The 14,820-nt window shown below is 40.4% G+C and carries 16 protein-coding genes; 9 read left to right on the top strand and 7 right to left on the bottom strand.

What is annotated here, in order from left to right:
• Window positions 1-6 precede the first annotated feature (6 nt).
• The 4 genes from FTU39_RS03560 to FTU39_RS03545 all read left to right on the top strand — a co-directional run bounded on the left by FTU39_RS03560 (window position 7) and on the right by FTU39_RS03545 (window position 5,065).
• Window positions 7-1,134, top strand: coding sequence for a YdcF family protein (locus FTU39_RS03560; protein WP_154320702.1), 1,128 nt, complete (start codon window positions 7-9; stop codon window positions 1,132-1,134).
• Window positions 1,134-2,177, top strand: coding sequence for an alpha/beta hydrolase (locus tag FTU39_RS03555; RefSeq protein ID WP_096900878.1), 1,044 nt, complete (start codon window positions 1,134-1,136; stop codon window positions 2,175-2,177). The genes FTU39_RS03560 and FTU39_RS03555 overlap by 1 nt, the downstream gene beginning before the upstream one ends.
• A gap of 276 nt (window positions 2,178-2,453) precedes the next feature.
• Entirely contained in the window at window positions 2,454-3,158 is a 705-nt protein-coding gene (locus FTU39_RS03550) for a response regulator transcription factor (protein WP_004973283.1), read from the top strand.
• The gene (locus tag FTU39_RS03545; RefSeq protein WP_180051730.1) at window positions 3,155-5,065 is read left to right on the top strand and encodes an ATP-binding protein; all 1,911 of its coding nucleotides are present in this window, start codon (window positions 3,155-3,157) and stop codon (window positions 5,063-5,065) included. Before FTU39_RS03550 ends, FTU39_RS03545 begins: the two co-directional genes overlap by 4 nt.
• A 33-nt stretch (window positions 5,066-5,098) precedes the next feature.
• Here the strand turns inward: FTU39_RS03545 and FTU39_RS03540 are convergent, their stop codons facing one another.
• The 3 genes from FTU39_RS03540 to FTU39_RS03530 form a co-directional block, all read right to left on the bottom strand.
• Window positions 5,099-6,265, bottom strand: coding sequence for a cupin domain-containing protein (locus tag FTU39_RS03540; RefSeq protein WP_004973287.1), 1,167 nt, complete (start codon window positions 6,263-6,265; stop codon window positions 5,099-5,101).
• Window positions 6,266-6,385: 120 nt separating this feature from the next.
• Window positions 6,386-6,979: a nucleoside triphosphate pyrophosphatase gene (locus tag FTU39_RS03535; RefSeq protein ID WP_026438423.1), complete on the bottom strand. Its 594-nt coding sequence runs from the start codon at window positions 6,977-6,979 to the stop codon at window positions 6,386-6,388.
• Window positions 6,980-6,986: 7 nt separating this feature from the next.
• A complete protein-coding gene (locus tag FTU39_RS03530) occupies window positions 6,987-7,370 on the bottom strand; it encodes a DUF2237 family protein (protein WP_004973294.1) in 384 nt (127 codons plus the stop codon).
• Between the two features lie 139 nt (window positions 7,371-7,509).
• Here FTU39_RS03530 and FTU39_RS03525 point away from each other — a divergent pair, with 139 nt between their 5' ends.
• The 4 genes from FTU39_RS03525 (at window position 7,510) to FTU39_RS03510 (ending at window position 11,250) form a co-directional block, all read left to right on the top strand.
• Complete coding sequence (locus FTU39_RS03525; protein ID WP_004973295.1) at window positions 7,510-8,697, top strand: phosphoglycerate kinase; 1,188 nt, start codon at window positions 7,510-7,512, stop codon at window positions 8,695-8,697.
• A gap of 140 nt (window positions 8,698-8,837) precedes the next feature.
• A complete protein-coding gene (locus tag FTU39_RS03520; RefSeq protein ID WP_131260911.1) occupies window positions 8,838-9,110 on the top strand; it encodes a hypothetical protein in 273 nt (90 codons plus the stop codon).
• Window positions 9,111-9,248: 138 nt separating this feature from the next.
• Window positions 9,249-10,286 (top strand): class II fructose-bisphosphate aldolase, encoded by a 1,038-nt coding sequence (gene fba / locus FTU39_RS03515; RefSeq protein WP_004973298.1) that lies wholly within the window; start codon window positions 9,249-9,251, stop codon window positions 10,284-10,286.
• A gap of 103 nt (window positions 10,287-10,389) precedes the next feature.
• Complete coding sequence (locus FTU39_RS03510) at window positions 10,390-11,250, top strand: DMT family transporter (protein WP_154320705.1); 861 nt, start codon at window positions 10,390-10,392, stop codon at window positions 11,248-11,250.
• On the opposite strand, the gene FTU39_RS03505 is transcribed toward FTU39_RS03510, so the two are convergent.
• Window positions 11,213-11,431, bottom strand: a complete 219-nt coding sequence (locus FTU39_RS03505; RefSeq protein WP_004973302.1) for a hypothetical protein — start codon at window positions 11,429-11,431, stop codon at window positions 11,213-11,215. The genes FTU39_RS03510 and FTU39_RS03505 overlap by 38 nt on opposite strands.
• Before the next feature lie 118 nt (window positions 11,432-11,549).
• A complete protein-coding gene (gene nfsB, locus FTU39_RS03500) occupies window positions 11,550-12,203 on the bottom strand; it encodes an oxygen-insensitive NAD(P)H nitroreductase (protein WP_004973304.1) in 654 nt (217 codons plus the stop codon).
• 241 nt (window positions 12,204-12,444) lie between these two features.
• Here nfsB and hpaI point away from each other — a divergent pair, with 241 nt between their 5' ends.
• Entirely contained in the window at window positions 12,445-13,239 is a 795-nt protein-coding gene (gene hpaI, locus FTU39_RS03495; RefSeq protein WP_096900940.1) for a 4-hydroxy-2-oxoheptanedioate aldolase, read from the top strand.
• 102 nt (window positions 13,240-13,341) lie between these two features.
• Here hpaI and FTU39_RS03490 read toward each other — a convergent pair whose 3' ends face one another.
• Window positions 13,342-14,061 carry a UDP-2,3-diacylglucosamine diphosphatase gene (locus FTU39_RS03490; RefSeq protein ID WP_180051729.1) on the bottom strand — a complete coding sequence of 240 codons (720 nt, stop codon included), beginning with the start codon at window positions 14,059-14,061 and terminating at the stop codon, window positions 13,342-13,344.
• 117 nt (window positions 14,062-14,178) lie between these two features.
• Window positions 14,179-14,688: a peptidylprolyl isomerase gene (locus FTU39_RS03485; protein WP_004973310.1), complete on the bottom strand. Its 510-nt coding sequence runs from the start codon at window positions 14,686-14,688 to the stop codon at window positions 14,179-14,181.
• Window positions 14,689-14,820 lie beyond the last annotated feature (132 nt).

The following is a 14,820-nucleotide window of genomic DNA, read 5'->3' as shown; positions in this document are numbered from 1 at the left end:
GTGAAGATGAAACAGAATCATTGGATGCTCAGATTGGTACAAATTGCTGCCGTGCTATTTGTATTGTTTGCAGCGTTCATGATTTTTATCTATTCACCTTTTTATTCTACTTTGGTGGTCAAAACGCTGAACACTTTGGTACCTGTAGAAGTGAATCAAGTGGCAGCAAAAAGTCAGCAAATGGCGGCTTTTAGTGATCAAGACAGCTTGGAACCCGGTTCAGATTTATGGATTGCCCGACAAGCTTATTTGAAGCTGATGGAGCAAGAGATTCAATCTGAAAATTCGAAAAATTTAACTTTAATTCAGGCTCGTTATAAAGCCTTACAAGCGCTTATTTTAGAAGAACAAACGCAAAAAAAATTAGCATCTGAGCAAGAGTTGCCGCAAGTCCCATTGTTGGTGTCTAATGCAGCTTCTGAAGCAGTTGTAGAAGACCCATCCGAAAATGTAAAAGCCTTGCTCAATTTGGATAGTCATGAAAATCAGGTACTCATGGAACAATACTTGGAGTTTTTAAGCACTCATAAAATTGCCGAAACCGAAAGTGAGCCTGTAGATGAAGAAATCTTTAAAGATATTGCTTTAATTCAGCAACAAAATATTCCAAAAATACCTGCAAACTCTAAACCTTATGCGATTGTGGTTTTAGGTGGTGGCTTAACTTTAGATGATAATGGCAAAGATATTGTGGTCAATGACTACACACGTTTACGTTTAGAAACGACCCTAGCGGTGGTAAAACAATATCAATTGCCGATTGTACTGAGTGGTGTAGAAGCACCTTATATGCAGCGTTGGTTAAAAAAATATGATGTCGAAGCAAAATTATTAGAAGATCGCAGCATGAATACTTGTGAAAATTCACGTTTTAGTTCTTTATTATTACAAAAAAAAGGGGGGGCGCCGACAGTGATTTTGATTACAGACCGTTATCACATGCCACGCACCCGCCGTTTATTTGCTTTAAATGGAATTGAAACGATTCCTGTCGAAGCTCCAATGCCGACTCAACTGACCGCATGGCGTCCAAGTGAACAAAACTATGATCACAGCCGCCGTGCCAATTATGAAATGCTTGCCGCCATTCGGGATGTCTTGATTGGTTCTAGCGCATGTCGTGAGGTGCCATAATGCCTGATATTCCATTTTTAAACCCAAGCGTGTTGAAGCAATTAGATTTGCCAGTGCCGAGTCGGGAAACCACACCACAAATTCTACAACCTTTAAATTTGAATCGTGGTTTTGAACCGAGTGTTGAGTTACAAGCCTATCGACAGCTTTATGGTTTTCATTTGTTGGACTGTGAACATTGGCAAGGCTATGTGCAAATGCCGTTGTTTAAATTGCATGTGCAAATTTTTCAACCCGATTTAAGCAAAACCAAATTTGATCAGGTGCAGGGCACGGTATTTCTACTGCATGGCTATTTGGAACATAGCGGGATTTATCAACCTATCGTCAAAGAATTATTAGAGCAGGGCTTTAGTGTTTTGACTTATGATTTGCCCGGACATGGATTGAGTGATGGTTATCCTGCCAACATCAAAAATTTTGATCATTATCAGCAAGTATTACATGCGGTTTATCAATATGTAAAAAATGCCGATCAATTGCCAAAACCGTGGTTGGGCATTGGGCAAAGTACAGGTGGTGCAATTTGGATGCATCACTTGTTGGAATTTGCTCAGCGCCGTGAAAATCCATTTGTAGAGCGTGTGTTGTTGTTATCGCCTTTGATTCGTCCTGCAAAATCGGCATGGTGGCATAACTCTGTTGGTTTGGGCATTATCCGTCGGATTAAGCGTGAAGTGCCGCGACATTTCCGACGCAATAATCATAATCCTGAATTTTTACGCTTTGTGCGTTTAAAAGACCCGCTGCAACCTAGAATGATGGGCATGGATTGGATTTTAGCCATGTCTAAATGGATGTTGGAGATGGAAGAACGTCCAGCTTGCCGTATTCCTGTTTGGTTGGCACAAGGGGCGCAAGATCAAACCGTAGATTGGCGCTACAACATTGAGTTTATTCGGCGTAAATTCCGCCTGCAAACCTTACTCATGTTAGAAGAAGGCTCGCATCAATTAATCAATGAACGTGCGGATATTCGTGCGGCTTTAACAGGGCTGATTCCTGCATTTTTACATGCACATAGCTCTAAGACTTATTATTAATTTATCAACCATCTTTTAAATACGGCTCTACATTTGCTTTGATGCTGTTCTCGGCATCAAAGCATATTTATGCTGCGCTGCTCATTAAAATGTGAAGCGATTTCTAAAATAAAATAGTACTTCACATTTATTTTTTATTTCATGCTCGAGTTTCATGTTTCAGTGCTATGCTCATGTTTATAAAATAAGCTAAATTTGAAAAACTCCTTAATTCTAGGGATAGTGTTTACATCAAAACGATTGATATATTTACAAACATAATCAAGGGGATGAATGATGGCAGAAATGGAAGCGATATTACCCGTACCGGTTTTAATTGTTGAAGATGAGCCTATTATTCAGTCACGTCTTAGAAAAATTTTGCATGATATTGGCTATCAAGATGACATGCTATTTTTCGTGAGTCATCTTAAAGCTGCAATGACGTGTATAGAAGATCATCCGATTGCTTTAGCTTTAGTCGATTTAGGCTTGCCCGATGGCAATGGTAAAGAACTAATCGAACAATTACATTTTAGAGATCCAAGCGCATTAATTTTGGTGATTTCTGCATGGAGCACCCAAGACAGCTTATTTTCTGCAATTCAAGCAGGTGCAACAGGCTATGTGCTTAAAGAACGTGATGATGCTGAAATTATTATCGCAATACGCAGCATTTTAAGAGGTGGTGCACCGATAGACCCATTTATCGCCCGTGAAATTTTATCGCAAATTTCACATCAAAAAGTACCCGTGCTGACCGAAGATTTATCAGATCGCGCCGATGCTCAAGCATTCAACTCACATTATGAACAGCTCACCAATCGTGAATTAGAAATTTTAAATCTGGTGGCGCAGGGCTTAAGTAACCGTGAAATTGCTGAGCAATTATTTGTGTCGCGTTATACCGTTGAAAGTCATATTAAACATATCTATCGGAAGTTGTCGGTCACTAAACGCACTAAGGCTGTCAGTACCGCTAGAACTTTAGGTCTTTTATGATTCAAAGGCTTTGGCAGTATGGTTTGGGCGTGTTGTTATTGTTCTGTGCGTGGCAAAGCTATGCGCAGCAAGTGGTGTACCCAATTAATCAGTACTGCAATGTGCATGTACTTTCAATCAGCTCTGCCAAAACAGCATCACATAATAAAAAACCTGAAACGGGTTGGGAAAATGTTCAACTGCCCGACGTTTGGGATGATCGCTGGAAAAATTATAATGGTGGGGCGTGGTACAAAATAGAGTGGGAGTGGTTTTGTGAGCGTGATCATCGTTTAAATCAACCCATCGTTTTTGCACTGAATTTTTTAAATAGTGCAGGGGCAGTTTATCTGAATCAAGATTTACTTTGGGCAAGTCAACATTTAGAAGAGCCTTTGTCAAAAAACTGGAATATGCCACGTTACTGGATTTTACCTATTTCAGGCTTAAAACAAGGTAAAAATCAAATATTGGTCTATGTAAATGGATATGCATTTCAAAATGCGGGTATAGGAAAAATAAGTTTTAATAATGTGCATAACAATATTGAACAGCACCAGCAAAGTATATGGAATAAACGTACTTTATTTGAAATTAATGCGATTTTATCTGCCACTTTAGGCATTTTATGTTTGGTTATTTGGCTGTTTTTACGCCGTGATCAGAGTTTTGGTTGGTTCGCGTTGAGTTGCATGTTCTGGTTATTATTTATTTCTCATTTTTTAACCACAGAAACCTTTCCATACCCAAGTGTATTGGTGGCATCTCAAGCCAATTTAAGCTTTTTTATCCTCTATGTTTTAGCTTTTAGTCTGTATTTAATTAGGTTTGTCAATCAACGCTTGCCAATATTGGAAGAAAGTATTTTTATTCTGAGTTTAGCGGTAATCGTTTGTGTGTTTTTAACACCCTTAGATTATGTCAAACTGGTATTTGGGATTGTCTTTTTAAGTTATGCCAGCTTACTAGGCGTGGTTTATTTTTATTTGGCGTATTTAGCGTATAAATCCCCAAAAACAGAAGTATATCTGCTGCTATTTTGTTTAACCTTGATTGGCTTTTTTGCGGGTGTAGATGTATTTCGTTTAAGTAATGCGGCAACGGCAAGTTTATATCAGCCATTATCACCGTATACCTCGCCAGTAATTACTTTATTTATTGCGATTATTTTAGGCATGCGCCTAAAAAGAAATATTCAAAAAATTGAGAAATTTAATCAAGATTTAGAGCTTAAAGTTTTTGAAGTCAGTGATGATTTAAAACGCAGTATGTCAGAAAAGCATTATTTAGAATTGGAAAATGTGCGTTTGCAAGAGCGGATTCATCTATCGCATGATTTGCATGATGGTTTGGGTGCATCTTTGGTACGTTCCATGATTATGGTCGACCAAAGCGAACAGAACATGAGTAATCAGCAGTTCTTATCTATGCTGAAATTACTGCGTGATGATTTACGTCAAATTATTGATAGTGGTTCTTCCATTGGTTCTAAAGTGCCTGAAAATCCTAAAATTTGGGTTGCGCCAGTACGTCATCGTTTTAGTCAATTGATGGATGAAATGGATATTCATTCCAAGTGGGATTTTCCAAATGAATGGGTGATTGAGCCGAATTCGTTACAGTGCTTAACTTTGATGCGGGTATTAGAAGAAAGTTTAACCAATGTGATTAAACACAGCCAAGCCAAGCATGTATCCGTCAGTATGCAATTTGTACCGCCTAAGCAATTGGTACTTAAAATTCAGGATGATGGTGTAGGTTTTGAAGCCAATAGCGTGCTTGAACATGGCATGAGTATTGGGATGCGCAGTATGAAAATGCGTTTAGAACGGGTTGGAGGGCAATTAAAATTAAATTCGACACCTGGCTATACGTTAATTCAGGCAGTTTTAACTTTAGATCCCGCTTATCTAAATTCCCCAAGATGAATTGATCATCTTGAGGGGGCTGAAACGAATATTTTAAGCGTCTTCAGCAGGTAACAACATTAAAATGGATTCATTGAGCAGTTGTACCAAATCTTCCAAAATATTTGCGTCGTAAAGGTTTTCATCGAGCAGCACGCGTTCACCATTGGCAATTTTTTGCAGCGTAGGGATAGATGCTTCTGCGACACAAATCGCTTCACCATTCGCCCAAAATAAAACTTCATCTAGCTGATTTGCATAAAGTAGGCGAGAGGCGGGTTCCAACATGATTTGATAACCCTGATCTAGCGCATCTTCTAAATCGCCTACACCTATTTCATCTACTTCAGGAATATTTTCAGGATATTTCGGTTCAGACATTAAGCTTAAAATCGCATCATCCAACACCGATGAGTTTTGTAAACGCGCCCACAATTCTGCTTTCAGATAATCCAATTCTGTCGCAGTCATTTCGCCAATTTGGGTACTTTTTTTACGAACAAGGTCTTGTAGTGGCGTGCGTAACATTTCATCGGCAGAGAATTTATCGCTCACTCGATCCATCATTTCACTAATATTCGGCATGCGGAAACCGAACGAGAACGTCAGACAATCATCTTCCGCCACGCCATAATGTGCCAAACCCGGTGGCACATAGAGTAAATCGCCAGGTGCAAGAACTTCATCAAAATTGACCTGCATTTCAGGCAATAATTTTAACGGTTGTCCTGCGACAAATTCAGTTTCAGCATCACACATTTGCCCAAGTTGCCAACGACGATGTCCATAGCCTTGTAGCAAAAACACATCGTAGAAATCAAAATGCTGACCTACAGAGCCGCCTTTAGGGGCATAAGACACCATTATGTCATCACGTCGCCATTGCGGAATAAAAGGAAATTTTTTCCAAAGTTCAGCGAGATCAAAAGAGTAATGATCAACGGCTTGTACCAATAGCGTCCACAACTTTGGCATTTTTTGAAAATCAGCCTTAATGAGCGGTGATGATTTCACAGTCCATTGATTTGGATCGCGATCTTTTTGTTTGATTAAACGGGCAGTCACATCTTCTTCAAGTGCCAGTTCCATTACATCACTAGGTTCAAGTAGGTTGGCAATTTCTGGGAGTGCATTGCGTACCAAAAGTGGTTTTTTTTGCCAATATTCACTTAGGAATTGTTCTGCGGTAATTCCGCCCAAAACATCTAAAGGTTGCGACATAAAATAGCCTAAGCAAGTTTTATCAATAATCTCAATATTGTCTGATTTGTCGCTGCAAAGGGCAAGGTGATTTATAGTCTTTATAAATATTCACGGCTGTTAAATTACACAGTTTTAAACTTAAGGAACCTGAATATTCAGCATTCTTAACATGCGGCATAACTGAATCATCGGCAGACCCATCAAGGTAGTTTGGTCATTGCCTTGCATGGCTTCAAACAGACTAATACCTAAACCTTCGCACATAAAACTACCTGCACAGTGTAGCGGTTGTTCCTTTGCAACATATCGTGCAATTTCATTGTCAGTTAAGCTGCGGAATTTAACTGTGTAGTGTTCTACAACCGTTTGTTCAAAGCCTGTAGATTGCTGCTGCACACTCAGCGCAGTGCTGAAATAAACCGTTTGACCTGAATTGGCTTGTAATTGTTGTATAGCTTTTTCTGAAGTGAGCGGTTTACCTATAAAAATATCTGGCTGCTGTTCACGCCATGCCACTTGATCTGAACCAATCACAATTGCATCAGGATATTGCTGCGCAATACAGTGTGCTTTTTCAAAAGCCAAGCGTCGCGCCAAATTATCTGCATGCAATTCACCCTGTGCAGATTCATCAATATCAGGTGAAATTGACTTATACGCCAAATGCAGACGATTCATCAATTGCTGACGAGTTTGACTGCCAGACGCTAAAATAATTTCAGGATGTTGCATCAGATCATCACACCGCATAATCCATCAAAATATCTAAAGGCACATAAGACAATACTGACTGATGACAGGCTTGAATTTTAATTGGTGGTGCTTGACCTGCCTGATAGGCTTCAACCCAACGGGTGACGCAAATACACCAGAAATCACCCGGTTGTAAGCCGTTAAAACCAACTTCTGGTACTGGCGTGATTAAATCATTGCCAATTTTTTGCGAGAAATTTAAAAAATCAGAGGTCATTTGTGCACAAACGGTGTGCTGACCTAAATCGGTTGGGGCGGTATGACAAAAACCGTTACGAAAATATCCAGTAATAGGATCAAAGCAACAACTGGCGAGAGATTCGCCCAAAACATTTAAACGATTGATATTTGGATCAGGATGAATAGACATAAGTGCGAGAAAGATGGTGGCTTTTCTCTATCATAATCAAAACTTTTGCTTTAAACAGCAATTCTACAAAAGTTGCTAACCTTTTTCTGCATAATCATTTAAAATCGTGGCGTTTTGATATCAATAAAGTGAGCTATACATGAACTTTCAGCGTATGACTGACCTCGATTTAGCAGGTAAGCGTGTCCTTATTCGTGAAGATTTAAACGTACCTGTTAAAAATGGTGTGATCACCAGCGATGCACGTTTACGTGCGGCATTGCCAACGATTCAAGCTGCTGTTGCCAAAGGTGCAGCAGTGATGGTGTATTCTCACTTAGGTCGTCCTGTTGAAGGTGAGCCAAAAGCTGAACAATCTTTAGCACCTGTAGCTGCGTATTTAACCCAAGCATTAGGTCAAGATGTTCAACTGATCACTGACTATTTAGATGGTGTAGACGTTGCTCCTGGTCAAGTCGTTTTATTGGAAAACTGCCGTTTTAACCACGGTGAAAAGAAAAACAACCCAGAACTTGCCGCTAAATATGCAGCATTGTGTGATGTATTTGTGATGGATGCATTTGGTACCGCGCACCGTGCAGAAGCCTCTACCGAAGGCGTGGCACGTTTAGCACCAGTGGCAGCAGCAGGCCCATTATTGGCTGCAGAATTAGATGCTTTGGGTCGTGCCTTAAAAACACCTGAAAAACCAATGGTGGCGATTGTTGCAGGTTCTAAAGTATCGACTAAGTTAGATGTATTGACTTCATTGTCTGATATTTGCGATCAATTAATTGTAGGCGGTGGTATTGCCAATACTTTCCTTGCTGCAGCAGGCTATAACGTGGGCAAATCATTATGTGAAAATGATTTGATTGACACTGCCAAAGCAATTGCCGCAAAAGTTTCTGTACCACTGCCAACCGATGTTGTAGTTGCAGATGCCGCTGAAATTAATTTTGAAGATTTCTTGGGTTCATTGGCAGCAGCGAAAGCAACTGTGAAAAAAGTTGAAGATGTTGCAGACAACGATATGATTTTAGACGTAGGCCCAGAAACTGCAAAAGCATTTGCTGAAATTTTAAAAACTTCAAAAACAATTCTTTGGAATGGCCCAGTGGGTGTATTTGAAGTTGATCAATTTGGTGAAGGTACGAAAGCACTTTCATTGGCGATTGCAGAATCTGCAGGTTTCTCTATTGCAGGCGGTGGTGACACTTTAGCTGCAATTGACAAGTATGAAGTTGCAGACAAAATCGGCTATATCTCTACAGGTGGAGGTGCATTCCTTGAATTTGTAGAAGGTAAAACCTTACCTGCAGTTGCGGTATTATTAGAACGCGCTTAAATCTAGAAAATTTATCAATAATTTTTAAAAAGGTTGACTTCGGTCAACTTTTTTATATTTATGTCATGCCGTAGTCATCAAAATGTCATAAATATGCAATAAACTGTAGTAAATGAATGACCTAACTGTAGGAAATGACGATGATTCAAAAACTAACACTTGCTGCTTTAATTGCTGCATCTTTAGCCTTGACTGCTTGTGCAAAAAAAGAAAGCGCACCTGCGACTGAAACTGATGCATCTTCTGCAGTTGTAGATAACGCTCAAGTTACACCAGAACAACAAGCTGCAATCGACGCAATTGACCAACCAATCTTGGATGAAGGCAACACCGATATTCCTGAAGACGTTGCAAATGCACCTGCTGACGTTGCGACTGCAGACACAGAAGTTGCTGCTTCTGAAGCGCAATAAGTGCTGAAAAACGACAAATTGTAGTAATTTGTTTAAAAGTCCCTGCTTTTGCAGGGACTTTTTTTTGAAAAAGGCGATTTGTTGCTGAATTGAAACAAATCACAGGGTAGAATAACCAACATTATTTGGGAGGATATTATGGCTCTTATTTCATTGCGCCAGCTCTTGGATCATGCCGGTGAACATGCTTACGGCGTTCCAGCGTTTAACGTCAACAACTTAGAACAAATGCGCGCAATTATGTTAGCCGCAGATGCAACCAATTCACCTGTAATTGTTCAAGCTTCGGCAGGTGCGCGTAAATATGCAGGTGCGCCATTCTTGCGTCACCTGATTTTGGCTGCAATTGAAGAGTGGCCACATATTCCAGTGGTTATGCACCAAGACCACGGTACAAGCCCTGATGTATGTCAGCGTTCGATCCAACTAGGCTTTTCATCAGTAATGATGGATGGTTCTTTGGGGGAAGATGGTAAAACACCAACGTCGTATGAATACAACGTCGAAGTGACGCGTCGTACTGTGCAAATGGCGCATGCGTGTGGTGTATCGGTTGAAGGTGAGATTGGCTGTTTAGGTAGTCTTGAAACAGGTATGGCAGGTGAAGAAGATGGCGTGGGCGCAGAAGGCGTACTTGACCACTCTCAATTGTTAACATCTGTTGAAGAAGCACGTAGCTTCGTTGCAGATACTAATGTGGATGCTTTAGCGATTGCTGTTGGTACTTCGCACGGTGCATACAAGTTTACTCGTCCACCTACAGGCGATATTCTTGCAATTGACCGTATTAAAGAAATTCATGCTGCGTTGCCAAATACACACCTTGTAATGCACGGCTCTAGCTCTGTACCACAAGAATGGTTGGCGGTGATTAACCAATACGGCGGTGACATCAAAGAAACTTATGGTGTACCTGTTGAGCAATTGGTTGAAGCAATTAAGCATGGTGTGCGTAAAATCAACATCGATACAGATTTACGTTTAGCTTCTACTGGTGCAATGCGCCGTATGATGGCAGAACAACCAAGCGAATTTGACCCACGTAAATTCTTCGCAAAAACTGTAGATGCAATGAAACAAATTTGTATAGACCGTTATGAAGCATTTGGTACTGCAGGTAATGCAGACAAAATTCGCCCAATTTCTTTAGAGAAAATGGTTGAACGTTACAAATAATTCTTAATTTAATTAAGAACTCGAAAGCCCACAGTCCTTGTGGGCTTTTTACTGATGAGTCCACAACTTCCAATCAAGAACAAAAACAATCCTCGAGCGTGTCATGGAACTGATTGTAGCCGCAGCCTTTTGTAGTGTACTGGTCTCTATTTTATTAAAAGTCTGCAAAACGCAGGGTTTTAACCCCATGCAGATGATTACATGGAATTATGTCAGTGCCAGTGTGTTGTGTTTTTACTGGTTTAAACCCAACTTGGGCACGATCTCAATCCAACATACGCCGTGGTGGCTCATTATTAGTTTGGGTGTGTTGTTGCCCAGTGTCTTTTTAGCATTAGCAAAATCGTTGGACAGCGCAGGTATTTTAAAAACTGAAATTGCACAGCGTTTGTCAGTGGTTTTGTCTTTAGCAGCCGCTTATTTTATTTTTCAGGAAAATTTTAGCCAACTGAAAATTGTGGGAATCGCGCTTGGGATTATCGCGGTCTTATGCATTTTGTATTCGCATCGTGCTGCAGTGCAGTCTGCTAAAGCGCAACAAGGCATCTTATATTTGAGCTGTGTTTGGTTGGGTTATGCACTGATTGATGTTTTGCTTAAATACACCACAGGTTTAGGACTGCAATTTGCAGTTGCACTGAATTTGATGTTTGTATGTGCTTTTGTTTTGGCGATGGCTTATATCTTAATCCGCGATAAAAGCATGGGCAGTATGCAAAATATCAGTGCAGGTTTAATTTTGGGTGCACTGAATTTTGCCAATATTGCCTTGTATGTCAAAGCTCACATGCTGCTCAAAGACAGCCCTGCAGTGGTATTTGCAGGGATGAATATTTTAGTGGTGCTATTTGGCGTGATCAGTGGTGTATTGTTCTTTAAAGAAAAGCTGAAAAGCACGACCACTATTGGGCTAGGCTTGGCATTGCTTAGTGTGCTTTGCCTCGCTTATGCCATGACGGTTTAAGATAACTCAACATAAAGCGAAAAGGATGTCGCAATAAATCTGCAGTTTCTGCAAGACCATGCAGCATTGTGGTTCTATCGCAGATCGGGCAGCGCAGGGTTGGATAGCTTGGTTTGGCTTGATATAAATACAGTTTTTTACAACGTCGGCATTCTAGTTTTAGCGGCATTAAATTGAGCATCATACACCTCATTTTTATTTTTGATAGAGATTGAGTACAGATTGCAAATATAGATAAAGCAAAACTCAGACCAAAAAATAGGGACAAATTTTGTCCCTAGTGTTATCGCATGTTTGTTTTACAGTTGCGTGAAAATCTCACGTTTATCAAGGCGTGATTTTGGCAGTTTGGCATTAAAATCTTGTTCACTACGATAGCCTAAACACAATAAAACCGAAGGAATCAGTCCTTGCTCAGTTAGTTGCAGTTCTTGAGTTAAAATTGCTTCATCAAAACCACCAATTGGCGTTGCGTCAATTCCTTCAATGCCTGCAGCCAAAAGCATTTGTCCGAGTGCAATAAAGGTTTGATTTTCTGCCCAACGCTGAATATCGCCTTTTTCATTGCGGTAGTAATCGACATAACCTGTGCGGCTGTCTTTCTGACCTTGTTTAGCGGCTTCATCTTTAAAGCGTCCACTAGCAGCATCCTGATTAAGCAGGTTTTCTAAATGTAATTCGCTAATGTCAGCTTTGGTGCAAAATAAAATGGTATGCGAAGCATCTAAAACTTTAGGGGCGTTATAGGCGTACTTTCCAACTAAAGCTTTAGCAATACGTTGTTTGGCTTCAGGGCGATCTGCAATAAAAAAATGCCACGGCTGAATATTAATGGAAGATGGTGCTAAACGCAGAATTTCTAATAAACGCTCAAATTGTTCTGCAGGAATAGTGCGACTCGCATCATAGGCTTTGGTCGTATAACGAGTTTGTGCAACGTTGAGCAAATCCATGAATCATCTCCATTTAAAGACTATATTTGGGGCAGGTGTGCGCCAAAAGCTTAACATGCCTCGCTATGCTAACGGAATGAATCCATGTGCTATTTATGCGGTTAAGATGAGATGAGCACGACATAAACATCTTTAAACTTAGTGTTAAATTCAATCATGCAAGACGTTTTCACTATTGGTTGTTTATAGCAAATAGGCGTTAAATATAAACTTGAGCATGGTGCATCCCAAAGGTGTATGGATGGAATATATCAATTATTTTAAGCGTAAATTAAAAACTCAGCAGCAAATTGGCTTATGGGTAGGTTTAGCAGATGCGTATGGCACTGAAATTGCCGCCAATGCAGGCTATGACTGGCTTTTAATTGATGGGGAACATGCACCGAGTGATTTAAGAACCACTTTGTCACAATTACAAAGTATTGCGGCTTATCCCTCTCAAGCGGTGGTGCGCCCGCCGATTGGCAGTGTGCAACTCATTAAACAACTGTTGGATATTGGCGTACAAACTTTGCTGATTCCTATGGTTGAAAGCGTTGAACACGCTGAGTTGATGGTCAAAGCGGTACGTTATCCACCTGAAGGTATTCGCGGCGTAGGCGCAGCTTTAGCACGTGCAACTCGCTGGAACAGTATTCCAAATTATTACGCGACAGCGCATGAAAATATTTGTTTGCTCATTCAAATTGAATCGGTCACAGGTTTAGAAAATCTGGATGCTATTTTACAAGTCGATGGGATTGATGGGGTGTTTATTGGTGCGGTGGATTTATCTGCCACGATGGGTTATGAAGGCAATCCGAACCATCCAGAAGTACAAGCCGCTGTGGTCGATGCGATTCAACGGATTCGTGCAGCAGGCAAAGCAGCAGGGATTTTATCGACCCAACATGAAGTGACACAAAAGTATTTGGATTTAGGCACAGAATTTGTGGCAGTTGGGGTAGATACCAGTGTGTTGATGACTTCGCTGCGTGAGTTGTTGGCTAAATATAAAGCTGATGCCGAAGTGATTAAAACGGAAGGTGGGTATTAATCTGCTAGCTGAAGAGATTTTGGCTAAAGAGGTTTTAGTTAGCTATGTTTAGCTAAGTACCTTTAGTGTTGTATCTATTATTTTTATGTAAAGATGTTGCGCTTAATAGTTCCAATGACTCAGTTGCCAAGTTGCTAAGGCTTGATTTGGTTCAACTACTAAAATTTGTGCAGCATCTGTGCGCCAATCGCCTAATACAATTCTAGGTTTGCCGTGTTCATTGTGAATATTTGGACGATGCGTATGCCCATGAATTAACACATCTGCATGCTGCAAGGCTTGTGACACAGCATCTGCATTTACGTCCATGACGTCATAACTTTTGACTTGATTGGCTTGCTGACTTTTGTTGCGGAAACCTTGTGCAAGTTTTTGCCGAAAAGCCAAAGGTGTTTTCTTTAAAATCCCTAAAATGATGGGATTGCGAATGATTTTACGGAATTTTTGATAGGACACATCATCGGTACACAGTGCATCGCCATGTTCTAAACGTACCTGTTGAGAACCAATATGCAGCGTGTACACATCGGGCAGGAGTTGTCCTGAAAACTGATCTAAAAATTTCTGACCCAAAGCGAAATCACGATTGCCGACAATAAAGTAAATTTGATTACCTGCTTGGCTAAATTGCTTTAAACGTGCAACAACTTCATCGAGCCACGCTGCGGTGTAATCATCGCCAATCCATGCATTAAACCAGTCGCCTAAAATATACAGTTGGGTGTTTTTATTTTGATAAGCGTCTAGCAAATCTAAAAACCCCCGAACAAGTCGAGGGTGATTTGGTGACAAGTGTAAATCTGCGATAAACAGATAGGTCACGAATTATTCCTTGGAATCTCCCGAAATCCCTCTTTTAAAAGAGGGATTTCTCCTCCCTAAACGAATTTTAAAGCAGTACTTTAAAATGATGTGCGTAAGCGAGGTCGGGTAAGATTCTTATTCAGCAATGATTTTTGCAGATTCAATCACCACATTTTCTAGTGGAACATCTGCGTGATAACCACGGTTGCCAGTACGCACGCCTTTAATTGCATCTACAACGTCCATACCTTCAACAACTTTACCAAACACGGCATAACCCCAACCTTGTGCAGTTTTGCCTGTGTGGTTTAAGAAAGAGTTATTTTTTACGTTAATGAAGAACTGTGCAGAAGCAGAGTGAGGTGCTTGGGTACGTGCCATTGCAATTGTACCAACATCGTTGCTTAAGCCGTTGTCTGCTTCGTTTTCAATCGCATCACGTGTTGCTTTTTCTTTGAAGTTTTCATCCATGCCACCGCCTTGGATCATGAAACCATCAATAACACGGTGGAAAATTACGCCGTCATAAAAACCATCACGAACGTATTCTAAGAAGTTAGCAACTGTAATTGGTGCTTTTTCAGCGTTCAATTCTAAAACAATACGACCTTTATTGGTGTTTAATTCGACTTGAGGAAAACTCATTGTGTAATCTCCTAAACATGGACACGAATGCCATGGGTTTTTTGGTTGAGAGAAGCATAAGCAAACTGTAAACTACAAGGCAAGTAAAAACGTTATTTTCTTTGTTAAAAACAAGGAAAAGCGTTCTAATGG

The sequence above is a fragment of the Acinetobacter sp. YH12099 genome, assembly GCF_013419195.1.
Lineage (GTDB): Bacteria > Pseudomonadota > Gammaproteobacteria > Pseudomonadales > Moraxellaceae > Acinetobacter > Acinetobacter towneri.
This window is presented reverse-complemented; position numbering and strand designations above follow the sequence as displayed.

Bases quoted from the DNA above. Each gene is read 5' to 3' on its own strand.
- FTU39_RS03550 (WP_004973283.1), top strand. From the start codon at position 2,454: ATGGCAGAAATGGAAGCGATATTACCCGTACCGGTTTTAATTGTTGAA.
- nfsB (WP_004973304.1), bottom strand. From the start codon at position 12,203: ATGGATTTGCTCAACGTTGCACAAACTCGTTATACGACCAAAGCCTAT.
- FTU39_RS03540 (WP_004973287.1), bottom strand. From the start codon at position 6,265: ATGTCGCAACCTTTAGATGTTTTGGGCGGAATTACCGCAGAACAATTC.
- FTU39_RS03520 (WP_131260911.1), top strand. From the start codon at position 8,838: ATGATTCAAAAACTAACACTTGCTGCTTTAATTGCTGCATCTTTAGCC.
- FTU39_RS03560 (WP_154320702.1), top strand. From the start codon at position 7: ATGAAACAGAATCATTGGATGCTCAGATTGGTACAAATTGCTGCCGTG.
- FTU39_RS03530 (WP_004973294.1), bottom strand. From the start codon at position 7,370: ATGTCTATTCATCCTGATCCAAATATCAATCGTTTAAATGTTTTGGGC.
- FTU39_RS03505 (WP_004973302.1), bottom strand. From the start codon at position 11,431: ATGCTCAATTTAATGCCGCTAAAACTAGAATGCCGACGTTGTAAAAAA.
- FTU39_RS03555 (WP_096900878.1), top strand. From the start codon at position 1,134: ATGCCTGATATTCCATTTTTAAACCCAAGCGTGTTGAAGCAATTAGAT.
- FTU39_RS03510 (WP_154320705.1), top strand. From the start codon at position 10,390: ATGGAACTGATTGTAGCCGCAGCCTTTTGTAGTGTACTGGTCTCTATT.
- FTU39_RS03525 (WP_004973295.1), top strand. From the start codon at position 7,510: ATGAACTTTCAGCGTATGACTGACCTCGATTTAGCAGGTAAGCGTGTC.
- FTU39_RS03545 (WP_180051730.1), top strand. From the start codon at position 3,155: ATGATTCAAAGGCTTTGGCAGTATGGTTTGGGCGTGTTGTTATTGTTC.
- hpaI (WP_096900940.1), top strand. From the start codon at position 12,445: ATGGAATATATCAATTATTTTAAGCGTAAATTAAAAACTCAGCAGCAA.
- FTU39_RS03485 (WP_004973310.1), bottom strand. From the start codon at position 14,688: ATGAGTTTTCCTCAAGTCGAATTAAACACCAATAAAGGTCGTATTGTT.
- fba (WP_004973298.1), top strand. From the start codon at position 9,249: ATGGCTCTTATTTCATTGCGCCAGCTCTTGGATCATGCCGGTGAACAT.
- FTU39_RS03535 (WP_026438423.1), bottom strand. From the start codon at position 6,979: ATGCAACATCCTGAAATTATTTTAGCGTCTGGCAGTCAAACTCGTCAG.